Source organism: Rhizobium johnstonii 3841 (genome assembly GCF_000009265.1).
GTDB lineage: Bacteria > Pseudomonadota > Alphaproteobacteria > Rhizobiales > Rhizobiaceae > Rhizobium > Rhizobium acaciae.
The window spans coordinates 622,468-639,386 of record NC_008380.1 but is presented as its reverse complement, the minus strand read 5'-3'; the positions used below and the strand labels follow the sequence as shown (position 1 = coordinate 639,386).

Here is a 16,919-nt window from a genome sequence, read left to right as displayed (position 1 = left end):
GGTGAATTTCGGTCTTCCCTCTTCTGCCCAACGGGCCACCTCTGCCTGGGTCGAGCCACCGGTCTCGACCCGTCCTTCGGCCCCCCGCTGGGGAGAAGAGGGAATTCGTCTCAAAACGCTTCGGCGGCCAGTTCCATCATCGTGTCGGCGCCGGCTTCGATGCGGGCCTTGCGAAGCGCGGTTTCCGGCATCAGGCGTTCCATGAAGAAGCGGGCGGTGACCAGCTTGTTCTTCAGGTAATCCTCGCGGGCGGCATCGCCGGATGCAAGGCCGTCCTCGGCGGCCTTGGCCATCTTCGCCCACATATAGCCGAGAATGACGAGGCCGAAGAGGTGCATGTAGTCGGTCGAGCCGGCGCCGGCATTGTCGGGCTTGGCCATGGCGTTCTGCATGAACCACATGGTCGCGCCCTGGACGTCGTTCAAGCCCTTCTTCAGATGCTTGGTGAAGAAGGAGAGCTTTTCGTTGCTGCGGTTCTCCTCGCAGAAATCGCCGATCTCCTTGAAGAGGGCCATGGCGGCGCGGCCGCCGTTCAAGGCGAGCTTGCGGCCGACGAGATCGAGCGCCTGAATGCCGTTGGCGCCTTCATAGATCATGGCGATGCGGGCATCGCGCACATACTGGCTCATGCCGTGCTCTTCGATATAGCCGTGGCCACCGAAGACCTGCTGGGCCATGACGGCGTGATCGAAGCCCTTGTCGGTCATCACGCCCTTGAGGATCGGGGTGACGAGGCCGAGAATATCGTCGGCCGTCTGGCGCTCCTTCTCGTCGGCGGCGCGGTGGGCGATATCAGACTTGAGCGCGGTCCAGAGCAGGAAGGCGCGGCCGGCCTCGTTGAAAGCGCGGATGGTCATCAGCGTGCGGCGAATATCCGGATGGACGATGATCGGATCGGCCTTCTTATCAGGCGCCTTGGGGCCGGACAGCGAACGTCCCTGGATGCGGTCGCGGGCGTAGCTGGCGGCGTTCTGATAGGCGATCTCGGAAATGGCGATGCCCTGCAGGCCGACCATCAGGCGGGCCTCGTTCATCATCACGAACATGGCGTTGAGGCCGCGGTTTTCGGCGCCGATCAGGAAACCGGTCGCCTCGTCGTAATTCATCACGCAGGTGGCGTTGGCGTGGATGCCCATCTTGTGCTCGATCGCGCCGCAGGAGACAGCGTTGCGGGCGCCCGGTGCGCCGTCCTTGCCGACGAGGAATTTCGGAACGATGAAGAGCGAGATGCCCTTGGTGCCGTCAGGCGCACCCTCGATACGGGCCAGCACCAGATGGATGATATTGTCGGTCAGGTCGTGCTCGCCGGCGGAGATGAAGATCTTCTGGCCGGAGATCTTGTAGCTGCCGTCAGCCTGCGGCACGGCCTTGGTGCGCAGCATGCCGAGATCGGTGCCGCAATGCGGCTCGGTCAGGTTCATGGTGCCGGACCACGTGCCGTCCACCATCTTCGGCAGATAGGTGGCCTTCTGTTCATCGGAACCGTGGACGAGGAGTGCGGCGATCGCGCCCTGCGTCAGGCCGGGATACATCATCAGCGACATGTTGGCGGCGGAGGTATATTCGCCGACGGCGGTATGCAGCGTATAGGGAAGCCCCTGGCCGCCGAATTCCTCCGGCACCGCAAGGCCGATCCAGCCGCCTTCGCGATAGGCTTTATAGGCCTCCTTGAAGCCCTTCGGCGTCGAGACGCTGGCATCGTCGTGACGAGCGCAGCCTTCCTGGTCGCCGGAATAGTTCAACGGAAAGAGAGCTTCCTCGGCAACCCTTCCGGCCTCGCCGAGGATCGCTTCGATCATATCGGGGGTCGCATCGGCAAAACCCGGCAGATTGTTGTAGCGTTCGAGACCCAGCACGTCGTTCAGGACGAAGAGCGTATCGTTCACCGGGGCCTTGTAGACTGGCATCTCTCAAATTCCTCCCATTCGACTGACCGGATTGCTCCGGCCTCGGGCACTGTCTTACAAAATATTGACGTTTGCGTAAACGTCAAATTTTGCGGTTGCGCCGTCTTTTCTCGAAAAAAATCGAGAGCGCGAACCCGCCGCGATGAAGCACTGGAGGAGAGCAGACGCCATCTCATCTTGCTTGTCCATCGCAGAACGGAGTATCGGCCGGGCAGTAGCGCAAGTCGTTCCGACGTCCTACGTCTGTCGGACGATCCATCGAGGAAGACATCATGATCGATTTTCCCTATGAGAGCGCGCTCATCGTCGGTGCGGGCTCCGGCATCAGCGCATCGCTTGCCCGGCAATTGTCGGCGCAGGGCGTCAAGGTCGGGCTCGCCGCCCGCAATATCGAGAAACTGCAGGGACTCATCGAGGAGACCGGCGCCAGCGCCTTTACCGCCGACGTCTCGCAACCTGCAAGCGTCGCGGCACTCTTCGAAGCGGCCGCTGCCGCAATCGGCGGGCCTGACGTGGTGATCTTCAATGCCAGCGCGCGTCAGCGCGGCCCGCTCGCCGAACTCGATCCCGCCGAGGTCGAGAAGGCGATTGCGACCACTGCTTTCGGCGGTTTCCTGGTGGTGCAGCAGGCGGCGCGGCGGATGATCCCGCGCGGCCGCGGCGCCATCCTCATGACGGGCGCGTCGGCAAGCGTGAAGGGCTTTGCGCAATCGGCCCCCTTCGCGATGGGCAAGTTCGCGCTGCGCGGCCTTGCCCAGAGTGCCGCCCGCGAACTCGGGCCGATGGGCATCCATGTCGCGCATTTCGTCATCGACGGCGCGGTGCGCTCGCAGATCCGGCCGGACCGGGTGGACAAGCCGGATGGCACGCTGCTGCCGGATGCGATCGCCCAGACCTATATCGATGTGCTTCGCCAGCACCGCAGCGCATGGTCGCTGGAGGTGGAAGTCCGGCCCTGGACGGAGAGCTTCTAAGTCTCCCTCGCTGGCCGCGGCCTGCCTCCGCAGGGGAAGCAACTTTCACGACACTCTCAGACGGGCTAGGCTTTGCCGTCAAGGCTAGAACAGGATGATTTTAGGCCTGTTCGGCCTAACATCTGAATCCTGTTCTCAATTAAAGAGTTAGAGCATGATGTCGACCGAAAACCGCTCACACTTTTCGGCATCATGCTCTAGCTGGGAGGATACCGATGCCGCGTCTGGACCATGTCACCATCGAGACCCGCGATGCGCCTCAGATGATCGCCTTCCTGGAAACCGTGCTCGGCGTTAGCGAGGGCTATCGGCCGCCCTTCGCCACGCCCGGCCACTGGCTCTATCTGGACGAACGCCCGGTCATCCATCTCAGCCTGACATCGCGCAACACCGATTTTCCGCCCGGCATCTTCAACCATGTCGCCTTCAGCCTTTACGAATTCGGCCCGGCGCTGGAACGCATCAAGGCAGGCGGCTATCGCTACGAATATTACGATATTCCCGACACCGATCTCGGCCAGGTCTTCGTCTATGGCCCCGAAGGCGTGAAAATCGAGCTGCAATATCCCAGGCCCGCCTGAGCGCGCACGTGGCCATTCGATGTGACGCGTTCGGGGGCAATTGCCGTCAAAAACGGCGTTTGGAACACAAACGTTAAAAAATTCCCATCGGCATTAACGGCTTGTTTACCACGTTTCGTGAAAGGTGCGGATTGAGCAGTAGTGATCCGCATTCCTTTCCCCCGTCTCGCGTTCCTTAAGGATGCCGCTACATCGTTCAGCTTGAGGAAAGTCTAATTGACTATCGTCTTATGAATGGTGCGCTCAGGCCCGCGTAAAGCGGGCAGCAGACGAAAAGCCAACGATCGAGCTCTGACGAGGGGTCGAGCAGTCGAAGCGAGCAAGAAGATGAACGGATCGCGATCAAATCCTTCCCGACAGTCCGACAGGACCTCGCTCGATGCGCTGAACCGCACGATCGAAGGGCTGGAGGCGCGCATCGAAGGGCTGATGGGCAGCGGGCGCGAACAGCGGCCGCGCACGGCAACGGCCGAGCGCGATCCTTATGCCGCTTCCCATGCCCCCCGGCCCGCAAAGGCCCCGCCCGAGCCGCGGCCGGATCCGCTCGCCGAAATTCGTCAACGCCAGCGCGCGCTTGAAGCCGGCCGCGAGCGGCCTTACGCACGCGAGCAGGCTCCGCAGCTTCGCGAATCTGCGCCACGCGCCGCCGCCCCAGTGCTGGCGCCGGCCTTGCGCGCCGGCGACGATACGATGACGGAGATTGCCCAGGCCCTCGTCAACCTGCGGCAGGACCTGAAGCGCGACATTTCCGAGGGCGTCACCCGCGAAATGAACGCGCTGCGCACCGAGCTGCGCGAGATCAAGACAAATGCCGGAGACGGCCGTTTCGCCGACGACATGCGCGCCGATATGGGCCGCCTTGCCCAGAGCATCACCCAGCTGACCGGCCGCTCCGCCGCACCGGAGGCCACGGGCCTGCGCGAGGATTTCGAAGAGCTGCGCTCGCTGATGGACGGGCTGGCGCGCGAGGATTCGCTGCGCCATATGGAAAACCGCTGGGACGGCTTCGAAAACCGGCTTGCGGCGCTCGATACCGAGGGGCTGCAGGAAGAACTCGTTTCGCTCGCCTATCGGCTCGATGATATCAAGCGGCATATCGGCGGCATGGGCGAAAGCCCGGCCGTTCGGGCGCTGGAAGACAAGCTGATCTCGATCGCCACGGCGATGGAGCATTTCGGCAATATGATCCAGCCGCACGACCGGGTCATGTCCGAGCAGTTCGCCGCCATGGACATGCGGCTCGACGAGATCAGCCGGGCGATTGCGGCAAGCGGGCGCACGGCCACTGCCAATGATCCGGGCCTGATGCAGCGGCTGGAAAGCCGGCTTGCGGCGCTCGCCGACCAGATCGACCTGATGAGTCATGATGCGGCCAGCCGCGTGAACCCGGCCGACGAGCTGGCGATGCGGCTGGAGGCGCTGACGGGACGCGTCGAGGAGCTGACGAAGGCGGAAGCGACGTCGCGGCTCGACGAACGGCTGGAACATCTATCCTATCTGCTGGAGCGCACGCAGGAGACGGCGCCGCAGGCCGACCTCACCGGCACGCTTTCCGACATTTCCCGCAAGATCGACGCGCTTGAGAACGGCGCCGTCAACGACGCGCTGGCGCAGCGGCTCGACCATCTCGCCCGGCGCATTGACGAGATGGCCTATCAGCAGCAGGCGCCGGCCGCGGTAGTCGACGACAGCGCCTTCCTGCGTCTCGAAGGACGGCTGAGCGACATTGCCGCCCGGCTCGAAGAGAGCACATCGGCAGCGCCGACCGATCCGCACGCGCTGAAGAACCTCGAAGACCAGATTGCCCATCTGTCGGCGCTGATGAGCGCGCCGCGCGAAAGCGCCGTAATACCCCCCGAACTCGACCAGCGCATGGGCGCGATCGAAGACTATATGGCGACGAGCGATGAATATATCATCGAGGCGGCACGCCAGGCGGCAGAGGCCGTCGTCGAAGCCTATTCGCGCCATGGCGGTCCACAGGGTGTCATGCCCGCCGCCGACATGTCGGCGCTGACGGCGCTGGCCGAGGATCTGCGCCACCTCGAGGATCTCAGCCGCGACAGCGAGGAGCGTACGCACAAGACTTTCCAGGCGCTGCACGAGACGCTGGTGCATATCGCCGACCGCCTCGACGGCATGGGAGATCGCGGCCGGCCGGCCGCCCAGATGCCGATCGCCGACGTCGATTTCGATGTCGATCCCTATGCGTTGATGGTGGCCGAAGCCGACATGAACAGGACGCCGGCCGCTGCCCCGACAGCGAAGGCTTCTCCTGTTATCCGCACGGCCGAGGTCGCAGCCGAAGCTGCCGCCCCGGCACAAGCCACCGCCCCGGCACAAACCAACGCCATGAGCGGAACGAGCGCGATCGCCATCGAAGCCGCGACCAGGACGACGGAGACAGCAGCGACATCGGCAGGGACACGGGCACCGGCAAAGGCCAGCCTGCTCGCCAACCTCGGCAAGCGGCTGCTGCCCGCCAAGAAGGCCGAGAGCCGGACGACCGAACGGCCGATGATCGACCCCGCGCCGTCGATCGATCCCACCGACGTGGTGCCGACGGATGCGGCAAACGAACTGCTCGAGCCGGGCTCGGGCGCGCCTGACGTGAAGAAGATCCTTGAACGGGTTCGCGCCAGCCAGAGTGCGGCGCGCGGCAAACCTGCCGGCGAAACCGATCGCGCCGATTATATCGCTGCCGCGCGCCGTGCGGCGCAGGCGGCCGCGATGGAGGTGGATGCCAATCCGAAGCAGGCAGCCGGCAAGGCCGAGAAGAAAGGCGCGAATGCCGACAAGGCCGGCAAGGCTTCCGACAAGACGGGCAAGACCAGCGCCTTTTCGCGCTACCGGCGGCCGATCCTGCTGGCGGTCGGCGCCGTGCTGCTCGCGATCATGGCCTTTCCGCTTGCCCGAACGCTGACAACAGGCGAGCGCGCGCCGCAGCCGCCAGCAGAAGTCTCGGCGCTGACCGGCGCGGAAAACCCGGCGCCGGCCTTGCCTGACGCGACACCCGCCCAGCCGGATGCCGCCGCTCTCGGAACGACCGCTCCGGCAGCGGATGCCACGCCGCCCGTCGCCGAACAGGCGCAGCCGGAAGCGACCCCGCCTGACGCCGGCGAGCATCTGACCGACGTGACGCCGCTTGACGGCGAAGGGGCTGCGACCCTTGCCCCTCCCGGTCCGTCGGGTGCGGCGCAGGAGACATCGGGCTTCGTTCCGAACGCACCGGCTGCGGCAGCACCCGCACCGGCCATCACCGTTCCCGACACCGTCCAGCCGAAATCGCTTGCCGATGCGGCGAGCGGCGGCGATGCGCTGGCGCTGTTCGAGATCGGCGCGCGTTATTCGGACGGCCGCAACGGCATGACGGTCGATCAGAAGCAGGCGGCGAGCTGGTACCAGCTTGCGGCCGACAAGGGCTTTGCGCCGGCCGAATACCGCCTCGGCAGCATGTACGAAAAGGGCAACGGCGTCGAACGCGACATCGCCAAGGCGAAGGGTTTTTACGAGCAGGCGGCAAACCAGGGCAATGCCAGCGCCATGCACAATCTCGCCGTGCTCTACGCCTCCGGCGCGCTCGGCCAGCAGGATTATGCGACGGCCGCCTCGTGGTTCACCAAGGCTGCGAACCTCGGCATCACCGACAGCCAGTTCAACCTGGCGATCCTCTGCGCGCGCGGCAACGGGGTTCCGGCGGATCTCGAAGAGTCCTACAAGTGGTTTGCGATCGCCGCCAAGGGCGGCGACAAGGATGCGGCGCAGAAGCGCGACGAAGTGGCCAAAGCCATGAAGCCCGACCAGCTCGAACGGGCGCGCGCCAAGGCCGATCTCTGGAAGGCGGAGCCGGTCGACCATCGCACGAACGCCATCGACATCCCCGACGAATGGGCCGGCACCGGCGCCAAGACGGCGAGCGTCGACATGAAGAAGGCGATCCGCAACATCCAGGCGATCCTCAACAATAACGGCTTCGACGCCGGCGTGCCGGACGGCGAAATGGGCGCGAAGACCGTGACCGCGATCAAAAACTTCCAGAAGTCGGTCGGGCAGGAGCCGGACGGCAAGGTGACCGATGCGACCGTGAAGGCGCTGCTCGAACGCAACAAACAGGGCAGCAAGGCAATCTGAGGCCCGCGTCGCATCGACGCAGGAGTGTCTCTCTATTGCGGGCGATGAAAAACGCCTGGCGGCACTATGCCGCAAGGCTTTTTTCAATTTTGCCGTCGCCTGTCACAAAACCTGAAAAAAGCCGGATTATGCCCGGACATATCGATCCGCGCATCCGGCGAATCCTCTGCCACCGATCTCTCCGTCAATCTCTATGGCTAATCACGGGGCCGATCGAAAGCCTCTGGCAACGATTTCACAGTATGGTGCGCATTCGAACGGGGACGTGACAAGAAACCGCCCGGCAGGAGCGGTCATCATTCGGGGTCGGCTGTGACAATCTATCTGCCCATCGCAGAATTGTCGGTGAACATCTTCATCATTCTCGGCATGGGGGCGGCCGTCGGATTCCTGTCTGGAATGTTCGGCGTCGGCGGCGGTTTTCTCATCACGCCGCTGTTGATCTTCTACAACATTCCCCCCGTCGTTGCCGTCGCGACTGGCGCCAACCAGGTTGTGGCATCGTCGATATCGGGCGCGATCACGCATTTCCGGCGCGGCTCGCTCGACGTCAAGCTCGGCACGGTGCTGCTGGTCGGCGGCCTTGCGGGTGCGACGGTCGGCATCTGGATCTTCTCTTTACTGCGCGCCATCGGCCAGCTCGATCTCATCATCTCGCTGATGTATGTCATCTTCCTCGGCACCGTCGGCGGACTGATGCTGCTCGAAAGCGTCAACGCCATGCGGCGGGCAGCGCGCAACGAGCCGCCCGCACCGCGCAAGCCCGGTCACCAGCACTGGGTGCATAAACTGCCGCTGAAGGTGCGCTTCAAGAAATCGAAGATCTTTCTCAGCGTCATTCCGATCGTCGCGCTCGGCTTTGCGATCGGCATCCTCACCTCGATCATGGGTGTCGGCGGCGGCTTCATCATGGTGCCGGCAATGATTTACCTGCTGCGTATCCCGACCAACGTCGTCGTCGGCACCTCGCTGTTCCAGATCATCTTCGTGACCGCCTATACGACGATCGTGCAGGCGGCGACGAACTTTTCCGTCGACATCGTGCTCGCCTTCATCCTGATGGTGGCGGGTGTCATCGGGGCACAATACGGCGTGCGCGTCGGCCAAAAACTGCGCGGCGAACAGCTGCGCGCCCTGCTCGGCCTGCTGGTGCTCGCCGTCGGCGTGCGTCTTGCGATCGCTCTGGTGGTGACGCCGGCCGACGTCTATTCGGTGGTGATGGGAGCGGGCAATTGATACGCCTGGCTGCCGCTGTCATCGCATTGCTTTGCCTGCTGCCGGCCTCTGCCGGAGCGCAGTGGCTGCCGGGGCAAGCAACGGAAGCCGTGCGTGAAGGGTTGGAAATCGGCACGTCGACCAGCGAAATCGCCATCACCTCGGATTTCCACGGTGCGGATCTGACCATCTTCGGGGCGCTCTCGAATACCGACCAGCTGCTGCTCGCCATCGGCCAATATGACGTGGTCGTGGTGCTGGAGGGCCCGCGTGAGGATGCGACGGTGCGCAGGAAGGAACGCGTCTTCGGCATCTGGGTGAACACCCGCTCGATGACCTTCGAAGCGGTGCCCCATTCCTATTCGATGTCGAGCTCGCGCATGATCGACGATCTGACGACACCGCTCGAGCTGACCGATCAGGGGATCGGCATCGACCACATTCCGCTGACGCCGGTCGGCTTCGTCGGCGACGGCAGCAATCTCGGCGAGTTCCGCGACGCCTTCCGGCGACTGCAGCAGGGTGGCGGGCTCTACGACCGCAACCCGAGCGGCGTGCGGTTCGTTTCCTCCAACCTCTTCAAGGCGAGCCTGCGCTTGCCGGCAAACATTCCGAACGGCGTGCACACCGTGCGCGCCTATCTGTTCAAGAGCGGGCTTTTCGTGACCGAGAAATCGCTGCCGCTGCGGGTCATCAAGACCGGCATCGAGCAGACGATCACCGACGCTGCGCATGAGCAGCCGATCCTCTACGGCTTTGCCGCCGTGCTGCTCGCCGTGATCACCGGCTGGGGTGCCAGCCTGATCTTCCGCAAGGACTGATCCACAGCCAAGGCGCTCAAAATTTCTTCCCGAAAATAGGCTCGGCAAGGCGCTGAGCGCGAAGGCCTGCAGGAACAGCTGTTTGCCCGAATGTTCTACTCCAAAAAAACCGCTTGCATTTTGCTATCAGTCTGCCTAACTTTCAACCAGTTGTTAAACGCAACCGGTTTTGGTGGTTGGCAATCCAGAAGGAGGATGGAAATGAGAAAGCTTATCGTCTGGAACCTGATGACGCTCGATGGCTATTTCGAAGGCACGAAGCCTTGGGATATCGACTTCCACAATTTCGCCTGGGGACCCGAGCTGCAGCGCTATGCCGAACAGTTCGGCAGGGAAAGCGATCTGCTGGTGTTTGGCCGCAAGACCTATGAGGGCATGGCCGCCTACTGGCCGACCGCCGAGGGCGAAGGTGAGATCAAGGCCTATATGAACAGCATCGCCAAGATCGCCGTGTCGCGGACGATGAGCGAGCCCGGCTGGAACAATGCCCGCGTCGTCAGCGATCCGATCCCCGAATTGACGAGGCTCAAGCAGGAGGATGGCAAGGCGATCTTGATCTTCGGCAGCGCCGAGCTTGCCGACAGTCTGCTGAAAGCCGGCCTTATCGACGAAATCAGGGTTTGCCTGGTGCCGGTGATCCTCGGCGGCGGCAATCCGCTTTTCAAACCGGCAGAGAGCCAGATGCCGCTGAAGCTCATCGAATCCTCGACGACGGAAGGCGGCGCGATGATCCTGCGCTACGAGCCCGTCAAAGCGTAGTGGATGGGATGGCGTCCCGATGGTCAGGCCAGGGTATCGATCCCTGGCCGCACAAGGAAGCAGTCAGGGAAGTTCGCATTCGACTAAAAACCGGTTTTTAACATTTACGAGTTAGTAATCTCTCGGAAACGAGAGGTTTTGTCATGCGTACTCGTATCGTTCTGACGGCCGTGGGTCTCGCGCTGCTTGCCGGCTGCGCGACGGCGCCGAAGCAGACGAGGAACATCTGTGCCGTCTTCGACGAGCGCGACGGGCTCTTCTCCAGCTGGCAGAGTGCCGCCGAACGGACGGAGAAGAAATACGGCGTGCCCGTGCCGATCCTGATGGCGACGATGTATACCGAATCCGGCTTCCAGCCCTATGCGCGGCCGCCACGCACCAAGCTGTTCGGCTTCATTCCCTGGACCCGGCCTTCGACCGCCTACGGCTATTCGCAGGCACTCGACGGGACCTGGGATCACTATCAGTCACAGACGGGAAACTGGACGGCGCGGCGGGCGAACTTCGCCGACGCGATCGATTTCATCGGCTGGTATCACTATCAGAACAGCGTGGAGACCGGCATTCCGCTGAACGATGCCTATAATCTTTACCTTGCCTATTATTCCGGTCCGACGGGATACAAACGCGGCGACTGGCGCTCGAACGGGCAACTGCAGCAGACGGCGCAGAAGTTTGCGCGGATGGCAGGGACGTATCAGCGGCAGCTGCAGGAGTGCGATTGAGTTTAGGTGGTGCCGTCCAAATATGAAGGGCACTACCCCCACAAATTCCCGTACCTGACCGAATAAATCCGATCCCGCCCCAACAGGTGCGCCACCAGCAAAGCCTTGTCGAACAGGCCCTTCATCGCCTGATGACCGAGATCCAGACCGCCGCTCATGAGGCCGAAAGCCGGCATCAGCAGGCGGGCGCCGTCGGTGGCAAAGCAGGGACGGCGGACGGATTTCTCGCGGCGGCGGACGGTCGCCGAGGGGTGCAGGTGGCCGGCGATTTCGCCGATCTGCAAGCCGTTCTTCGGCTCATGCCGGAAGGTCAGGCCGGCATAATGCATCTCGTCGGCAGATGTGCCCGGCAGATCGACAATGCCATCCGGATCATGGTTGCCATTGATCCAGATCCATTCGCGGCCGCGCGCCATCTCGACGATCAGGGCGCGAAAATTCTCCGGCAGGTGCTTGGAGCCGATGCGATCGTGGAAATTGTCGCCGAGCGAGATGACGAGCTTCGGATCATAACGCGAGATGACGGCGGCAAGGACGGTCAGCGTCGCCAGCGTATCGTAAGGCGGCAGCATCATGCCGCGGCGGGCGAAGGCTGCGCCCTTTTCCAGATGCAGGTCGGAAACGACGAGCAGGCCGGCATCCGGCAGATAGAGGGCGCCGAGCGGATCGCAGACGGCGGCAATGCCATGGACTGCCGTTTCGACGCCTGATGTCGCGGCCAGTCCCGATATGTCGCGCGCCAGCGCCAGGCGGTTCATCACGGTGTTTTTTCCTAGTCGTCATCATGCCAGAGCTTCGGCGATCAGATCGTCCGCCGCTTCGGCGAGCAGCGCATCATGAGCCTCGCCCGGTACCGCCTCGCGTCCGATTTCCAGCATCACCGGCACGGCGAGCGGAGAAATATGGTCGAGAGCGCGGTGGGTGATGTGGCCCCTGATTCGCCTCAGCATATCGCCAAGACGGCCAATATCCAAAAGTCCCGTTGCCGCATCCTGCCGCGTCGCCTGCAGGAGGATGTGATCAGGTTCGTGGCTGCGCAGCACGTCGTAGATCAGATCGGCGGAGACGGTGATCTGGCGGCCGCTCTTTTCCTTGCCCGGATGGCGGCGCTCGATCAAGCCTGCAATCACGGCGCAATTGCGGAAGGTGCGCTTCAACAGGAAGGATTCGTCCAGCCAGGCTTCGAGATCGTCGCCGAGCATGTCTTCGTCGAAGAGGTCGGAGAGGCTGAGCCGGCCATTGCGGATCATCAGCCCCATATCCTCGAGGCCCCAGATGGCAAGCGAATAATCGGTGGCGACGAAACCGAGCGGCTTGGTGCCTATCCGCTCCAGCCGGCGGGTCAGCAGCATGCCGAGCGTCTGGTGGGCGAGACGGCCTTCGAAGGGATAGGCGACCATGTAGCCGCGGCTGCCGCGCGGAAAGGTTTCGATCAGGAACTCGTCACGCTTCGGCAGCATCGACTTGTCGTTCTGCAGCGACAGCCAGTCGCGCACCTGATCCGGCAGCCGGCGCCAGCGATCGGGATCGGCGATCATCGCCCGCACCTGCTCGGCGAGATAGGTCGATAGCGGAAACTTGCCGCCATTATAGGAGGGGATCTTCGGATCGAGCGAAAAGGCCTGCGACGCTAGGCACTCATTTTCGCGAATGCCCTCGAAGCGCAGCACCTTGCCGGAGAAGACGAAGGTATCGCCCGGCGACATTTGCTCGAGGAAATATTCCTCGACCTTGCCGAGGGTGGCGCCGCCGCGGCCGATCCTGCCGCCCTCGCCGCGCTTGACCATGCGGATATTCAGCATCGGGCTTTCGACGATGGTGCCGAGGTTGAGGCGATATTGCTGGGCGACAGCCGGATTGGAGACGCGCCAGCGGCCCTCCGCAGTTTTGCGGATACGGGCGTAACGCTCATAGGTGCGGAGCGCATAACCGCCGGTCGCGACGAAATCGACGATGCGCTCGAAGGTCTCCCAGCTCAGATCGGCATAGGGCGAGGCGCTGATGATTTCATCGTAGAGTTCCAGCATGTCGAAAGGTTCGGCGCAGGCCATGCCGAGTACGTGCTGGGCAAGCACGTCGAGCGCGCCGCGGCCGACCGGCGGGGTGTCCTGCGCGCCGATATAATTGGCATCGAGAGCGGCCTGGCACTCCATGACCTCGAAACGGTTGGCAGGCACGAGGATCGCCTTCGAGGGCTCGTCCATGCGGTGGTTGGCACGACCGATGCGCTGGGCAAGACGCGAGGCGCCCTTCGGCGCGCCGACATGGATGACGAGATCGACATCGCCCCAGTCGATGCCGAGATCGAGGGTGGAGGTGGCGACGACGGCGCGCAGCCGGTTTTCGGCCATCGCCGCCTCGACCTTGCGGCGCTGGGCGACATCGAGCGAGCCGTGATGGAGCGCGATCGGCAGGTTGTCGTCATTGATCGTCCAGAGCGCCTGGAAAAGCATTTCCGCCTGGCTGCGGGTGTTGACGAAGAGCAGCGTCGTGCGATGTTCGACAAGCTTGTTGTAGACGTCTGGGATGGCATATCGGGCGGAATGGCCGGACCAGGGAATGCGCTCTTCGGTCGACAGGATCGAGATATCGGGCTTGGCGCCGCCTTCGACGACGACGAGGCCGGCATGATGTTCGCTACCCTCTTCCTGGCCGACCAGCCATTTCTGCAGATCCATCGGTTCGGCGACGGTCGCCGACAGGCCGATGGTCTGGAGACCGGGGGCAAGGCGGCGCAGGCGGGCAAGGCCGAGCGAGAGCATATGGCCGCGCTTGGAGGTGACCAGCGAATGCAGCTCGTCGAGGACGACATATTTCAGGTCCTTGAAGAAGCGCTCGGCCTCCCGGTTCGCCAGAAGCAGGGCGACCTGTTCCGGCGTCGTCAGCAGAATGTCCGGCGGGTTGAGCTTCTGGCGCTGGCGCTTGGCGTTCGGCGTGTCGCCGGTGCGGTTTTCGACGGTGACCGGCAGGCCCATCTCCTCGACCGGCTTCGTCAGGTTGCGCTCGATATCGATGGCAAGCGCCTTCAGCGGCGAGACGTAGAGCGTGTGGATGCCAGTGAAGGCGGAGCCGGGCGGGATCCTGCCGCGGCGGGTAAGATCGGTCAGCGAGGGCAGGAAACCGGCGAGCGTCTTGCCGGCGCCGGTCGGCGCGATCAGCAGCGTGCTTTCGCCGGCATCAGTGCGGGCGAGCAGTTCCAGCTGATGGGCGCGCGGGCGCCAGCCCTTTTCCGCAAACCAGCGGGTAAAGGCGGCAGGAAGCAGGGTACGGGCTTCGGAATCGATCTGGTCCACGCCATGAAACTAGTGAAACGCCGGGGAAAAAGAAGAGCGGCCAAAGCATGTCGCGCAAAAGTGTGCCGCGGTTTTGCGATAACGACATGCATAAAAACAAAGACCTAAAGCGCGATGAGCGAATCTGAAAGATCGCGATGCGCTTTAGCCTTCACATGGCGATATAGCGGTCCTTGCGGTGGTTGATGGCAATCGTGAGGTTGAGAACGATCGCACCAAGCACGGAGCAGGCGATAATGAAGGGGCTTGCGACGAAGAAGGAGAGCGCCAGGATGATGCCGTCGAAGCCGAGCTGGACGAAGCCGGCGCGCCAGCCGAAGCGATCCTGGATATAGAGGGCGAGAATGCCGATGCCGCCGAGGCTGGCGCGGTGGCGGAAGAGCGCCAGCATGCCGGCGCCGATGACGAGGCCGCCGAAGAGCGCGCCGGCGATGGGATCGACATGCGCCATGCTGATGAAGCCCGAGACGAATTCGGACAGGACCGAGGTCAGCGCGATGGCGGCGAAGGTCTTGATGGTAAAGGCGGCGCCCAAGCGGCGGAAGGCGAGATAATAGAAGGGCAGGTTCACGGCAAAAAAGCAGAGGCCGAAGCTGAAGCCCGTCGCATAATGGGCGAGGAAGGCAAGGCCCGCCGTGCCGCCGGCAAGCAGCCCCGCGCCGGAGAGAAGCGTTACGCCGAGCACGGCGAGCATGCTGCCGGCGACGATGCCCTGGGCGTCGTCGAAGAGCGAGTGACGGTCGGCGCTGGAATTCAGAAGGCCCGCGAAAGCGTTGGATGCCATGTTATTCCCCTGTCGGCGTTTCCGTCTTCTATCCGGGGTCAGGATAAAGGCAAGTGGCAAGCAGCAAGCCCGCCTCTTGACATCACACATAATCGTGGATATTTTTTATCCACGAATTGAGGAGACCAGGTGCATGAAGATGGGCGATGGGGTCGAGCAGGCCATTCACAGCGTTGCGATGCTTTCCGGCCTCTCCGAAGGCGGCGTGCTGTCGGCGGCCGCGCTGGCGGAATTCCACGGCGTTTCGACGAGCTATCTGCTGAAGCATCTGCAAGCGCTGTCGGGCGCCGGCATCCTCGATACCGTACCGGGGCCGAAGGGCGGATATCGGCTGGCAAAAGCGCCGAAGGAGATTTCGCTGCTCGACATCGTGCTCGCGGTCGAGGGGTCTGCACCGGCGTTCCGCTGCGCCGAAATCCGTCAGCGCGGACCGAACCCGGTCTCCGATCGCTTGTTCGCCCAGCCCTGCACCATCAACGCGGCGATGCTGAAAGCCGAACGGGTCTATCGCGCCGAACTCGCCAAGACGAGCCTGGCCGATATCGGCATCGAACTTGCCGCCGTCGATGACGGATCGATCGCAGCCAGAGGCTGCGCCTTCCTTGAAATCCATGAACGCAAGACGGCTCGTTGAGCCATAACAAAGGAGAAAGAGCATGCAACCACGTTTCAACTTCGCCAAAGCCGCTCCCGATGCCTACAAGGCAGTCGCCGCGCTCGAGCAATATGTCCAATCCTCCGGGCTGGAGCGCCGCTTCATCCACCTGATCAAGCTGCGCGCCTCGCAGATCAACGGCTGTGCCTATTGCGTCGACATGCATGTGAAGGAAGCCCGCCATGATGGGCTCTCCGAACAATGGATCAACCTGATGTGCGTCTGGCGCGAATCGCCGGTCTATGACGCCCGCGAACGGGCGCTGCTCGGCTGGGTGGATTCAGTGACCAATATCGCCAAAACAGGTGCCCCGGACGCTGACTACGAGACGCTGAAGGCACATTTTTCCGAGGAAGAGATGACGAAGATCACGGTGGCGATCGGCGCCATCAACATCTGGAACCGGCTTGCCGTCGGCTTCCGCTCACAGCATCCGCTCGATGCGGCGCAGAAGGCGGCGTGAAACTTGTCCCCTCTCCCCGTTTTTACGGGGAGAGGGTTAGGGTGAGGGGCAAATCACACGGAACGACTTTCATGAGAGGTCCCAAGCCCAAAACCACCGCCCGAGCGCGATCGTTGCGTCAGTCGGACAATGATGCAGAGGACAGACTGTGGAATGAGCTGCGCGATCGGCGGCTCAACGGAAACAAGTTTGTCCGACAATTGCCGATTGGTCCCTATTTTGCAGATTTCGCCTGCCGTGAATTGCGGCTCGTCATCGAAATCGACGGCAGTCAACATGCGGAAAGTCGACGAGACGGCATTCGTGATGTCTTCATGACCGGTGATGGCTGGTCGGTGGTGCGCTTCTGGAATGTGGATGTTCTGACGGCACTGCCATCGGTGCTGGATACTATTCTGGCAATTTGCGACGGCCGGCTGGTTGAACGGGTCGAGGTGGCGGATTTGCGATTCTTTCCGGCGGCACGTGACTAGCGATGGTTTGCCGTGTGACATGCCCCTCACCCTAACCCTCTCCCCGTAAAGACGGGGAGAGGGGACGTGCCAAACGCAGCGTTGAAGTTGAGGAAGCCCGTGCGGCATATCCTTCGCCCCCGATTACGAGGGTCCGAA

14 protein-coding genes are annotated in these 16,919 nt (G+C 62.9%); 10 read left to right on the top strand and 4 right to left on the bottom strand.

Annotated elements, in window-relative coordinates:
* Window positions 1-110: 110 nt before the first annotated feature.
* The gene (locus tag RL_RS03100) at window positions 111-1,907 is read right to left on the bottom strand and encodes an acyl-CoA dehydrogenase C-terminal domain-containing protein (protein WP_011650374.1); all 1,797 of its coding nucleotides are present in this window, start codon (window positions 1,905-1,907) and stop codon (window positions 111-113) included.
* A gap of 272 nt (window positions 1,908-2,179) precedes the next feature.
* Between RL_RS03100 and RL_RS03095 the strand changes: the two genes are divergently transcribed.
* The 7 genes from RL_RS03095 (at window position 2,180) to RL_RS03065 (ending at window position 11,113) form a co-directional block, all read left to right on the top strand.
* Window positions 2,180-2,881 carry an SDR family NAD(P)-dependent oxidoreductase gene (locus RL_RS03095; protein WP_011650373.1) on the top strand — a complete coding sequence of 234 codons (702 nt, stop codon included), beginning with the start codon at window positions 2,180-2,182 and terminating at the stop codon, window positions 2,879-2,881.
* A gap of 215 nt (window positions 2,882-3,096) precedes the next feature.
* On the top strand, window positions 3,097-3,462 hold the full coding sequence (locus RL_RS03090) for a VOC family protein (protein ID WP_011650372.1): 366 nt from the start codon (window positions 3,097-3,099) through the stop codon (window positions 3,460-3,462).
* 327 nt (window positions 3,463-3,789) lie between these two features.
* Complete coding sequence (locus RL_RS03085) at window positions 3,790-7,593, top strand: peptidoglycan-binding protein (RefSeq protein WP_011650371.1); 3,804 nt, start codon at window positions 3,790-3,792, stop codon at window positions 7,591-7,593.
* Window positions 7,594-7,905: 312 nt separating this feature from the next.
* On the top strand, window positions 7,906-8,829 hold the full coding sequence (locus RL_RS03080; RefSeq protein ID WP_003545257.1) for a sulfite exporter TauE/SafE family protein: 924 nt from the start codon (window positions 7,906-7,908) through the stop codon (window positions 8,827-8,829).
* Window positions 8,829-9,629, top strand: coding sequence for a TIGR02186 family protein (locus RL_RS03075; RefSeq protein ID WP_028740400.1), 801 nt, complete (start codon window positions 8,829-8,831; stop codon window positions 9,627-9,629). The genes RL_RS03080 and RL_RS03075 overlap by 1 nt, the downstream gene beginning before the upstream one ends.
* Window positions 9,630-9,830: 201 nt before the next feature.
* Window positions 9,831-10,388 (top strand): dihydrofolate reductase family protein, encoded by a 558-nt coding sequence (locus tag RL_RS03070; protein WP_011650369.1) that lies wholly within the window; start codon window positions 9,831-9,833, stop codon window positions 10,386-10,388.
* Between the two features lie 143 nt (window positions 10,389-10,531).
* On the top strand, window positions 10,532-11,113 hold the full coding sequence (locus RL_RS03065; RefSeq protein ID WP_003545252.1) for a transglycosylase SLT domain-containing protein: 582 nt from the start codon (window positions 10,532-10,534) through the stop codon (window positions 11,111-11,113).
* A gap of 32 nt (window positions 11,114-11,145) precedes the next feature.
* On the opposite strand, the gene pdeM is transcribed toward RL_RS03065, so the two are convergent.
* The 3 genes from pdeM to RL_RS03050 all read right to left on the bottom strand — a co-directional run bounded on the left by pdeM (window position 11,146) and on the right by RL_RS03050 (window position 15,190).
* Complete coding sequence (gene pdeM / locus RL_RS03060) at window positions 11,146-11,871, bottom strand: ligase-associated DNA damage response endonuclease PdeM (protein ID WP_041936162.1); 726 nt, start codon at window positions 11,869-11,871, stop codon at window positions 11,146-11,148.
* 24 nt (window positions 11,872-11,895) lie between these two features.
* Window positions 11,896-14,406, bottom strand: coding sequence for a ligase-associated DNA damage response DEXH box helicase (locus RL_RS03055; protein WP_011650367.1), 2,511 nt, complete (start codon window positions 14,404-14,406; stop codon window positions 11,896-11,898).
* A gap of 151 nt (window positions 14,407-14,557) precedes the next feature.
* Window positions 14,558-15,190, bottom strand: coding sequence for a YitT family protein (locus tag RL_RS03050; protein WP_011650366.1), 633 nt, complete (start codon window positions 15,188-15,190; stop codon window positions 14,558-14,560).
* A gap of 133 nt (window positions 15,191-15,323) precedes the next feature.
* Here RL_RS03050 and RL_RS03045 point away from each other — a divergent pair, with 133 nt between their 5' ends.
* From RL_RS03045 to RL_RS03035, 3 genes are all read left to right on the top strand, one after another.
* Window positions 15,324-15,824: an RrF2 family transcriptional regulator gene (locus tag RL_RS03045; RefSeq protein ID WP_003545245.1), complete on the top strand. Its 501-nt coding sequence runs from the start codon at window positions 15,324-15,326 to the stop codon at window positions 15,822-15,824.
* A 22-nt stretch (window positions 15,825-15,846) separates the two neighbouring features.
* Window positions 15,847-16,308, top strand: coding sequence for a carboxymuconolactone decarboxylase family protein (locus RL_RS03040; protein WP_011650365.1), 462 nt, complete (start codon window positions 15,847-15,849; stop codon window positions 16,306-16,308).
* 71 nt (window positions 16,309-16,379) lie between these two features.
* On the top strand, window positions 16,380-16,781 hold the full coding sequence (locus tag RL_RS03035; protein WP_011650364.1) for an endonuclease domain-containing protein: 402 nt from the start codon (window positions 16,380-16,382) through the stop codon (window positions 16,779-16,781).
* Window positions 16,782-16,919: the final 138 nt, after the last annotated feature.

Bases quoted from the DNA above. Each gene is read 5' to 3' on its own strand.
- RL_RS03035 (WP_011650364.1), top strand. From the start codon at position 16,380: ATGAGAGGTCCCAAGCCCAAAACCACCGCCCGAGCGCGATCGTTGCGT.
- pdeM (WP_041936162.1), bottom strand. From the start codon at position 11,871: ATGAACCGCCTGGCGCTGGCGCGCGACATATCGGGACTGGCCGCGACA.
- RL_RS03070 (WP_011650369.1), top strand. From the start codon at position 9,831: ATGAGAAAGCTTATCGTCTGGAACCTGATGACGCTCGATGGCTATTTC.
- RL_RS03085 (WP_011650371.1), top strand. From the start codon at position 3,790: ATGAACGGATCGCGATCAAATCCTTCCCGACAGTCCGACAGGACCTCG.
- RL_RS03065 (WP_003545252.1), top strand. From the start codon at position 10,532: ATGCGTACTCGTATCGTTCTGACGGCCGTGGGTCTCGCGCTGCTTGCC.
- RL_RS03090 (WP_011650372.1), top strand. From the start codon at position 3,097: ATGCCGCGTCTGGACCATGTCACCATCGAGACCCGCGATGCGCCTCAG.
- RL_RS03050 (WP_011650366.1), bottom strand. From the start codon at position 15,190: ATGGCATCCAACGCTTTCGCGGGCCTTCTGAATTCCAGCGCCGACCGT.
- RL_RS03045 (WP_003545245.1), top strand. From the start codon at position 15,324: ATGAAGATGGGCGATGGGGTCGAGCAGGCCATTCACAGCGTTGCGATG.
- RL_RS03100 (WP_011650374.1), bottom strand. From the start codon at position 1,907: ATGCCAGTCTACAAGGCCCCGGTGAACGATACGCTCTTCGTCCTGAAC.
- RL_RS03040 (WP_011650365.1), top strand. From the start codon at position 15,847: ATGCAACCACGTTTCAACTTCGCCAAAGCCGCTCCCGATGCCTACAAG.
- RL_RS03095 (WP_011650373.1), top strand. From the start codon at position 2,180: ATGATCGATTTTCCCTATGAGAGCGCGCTCATCGTCGGTGCGGGCTCC.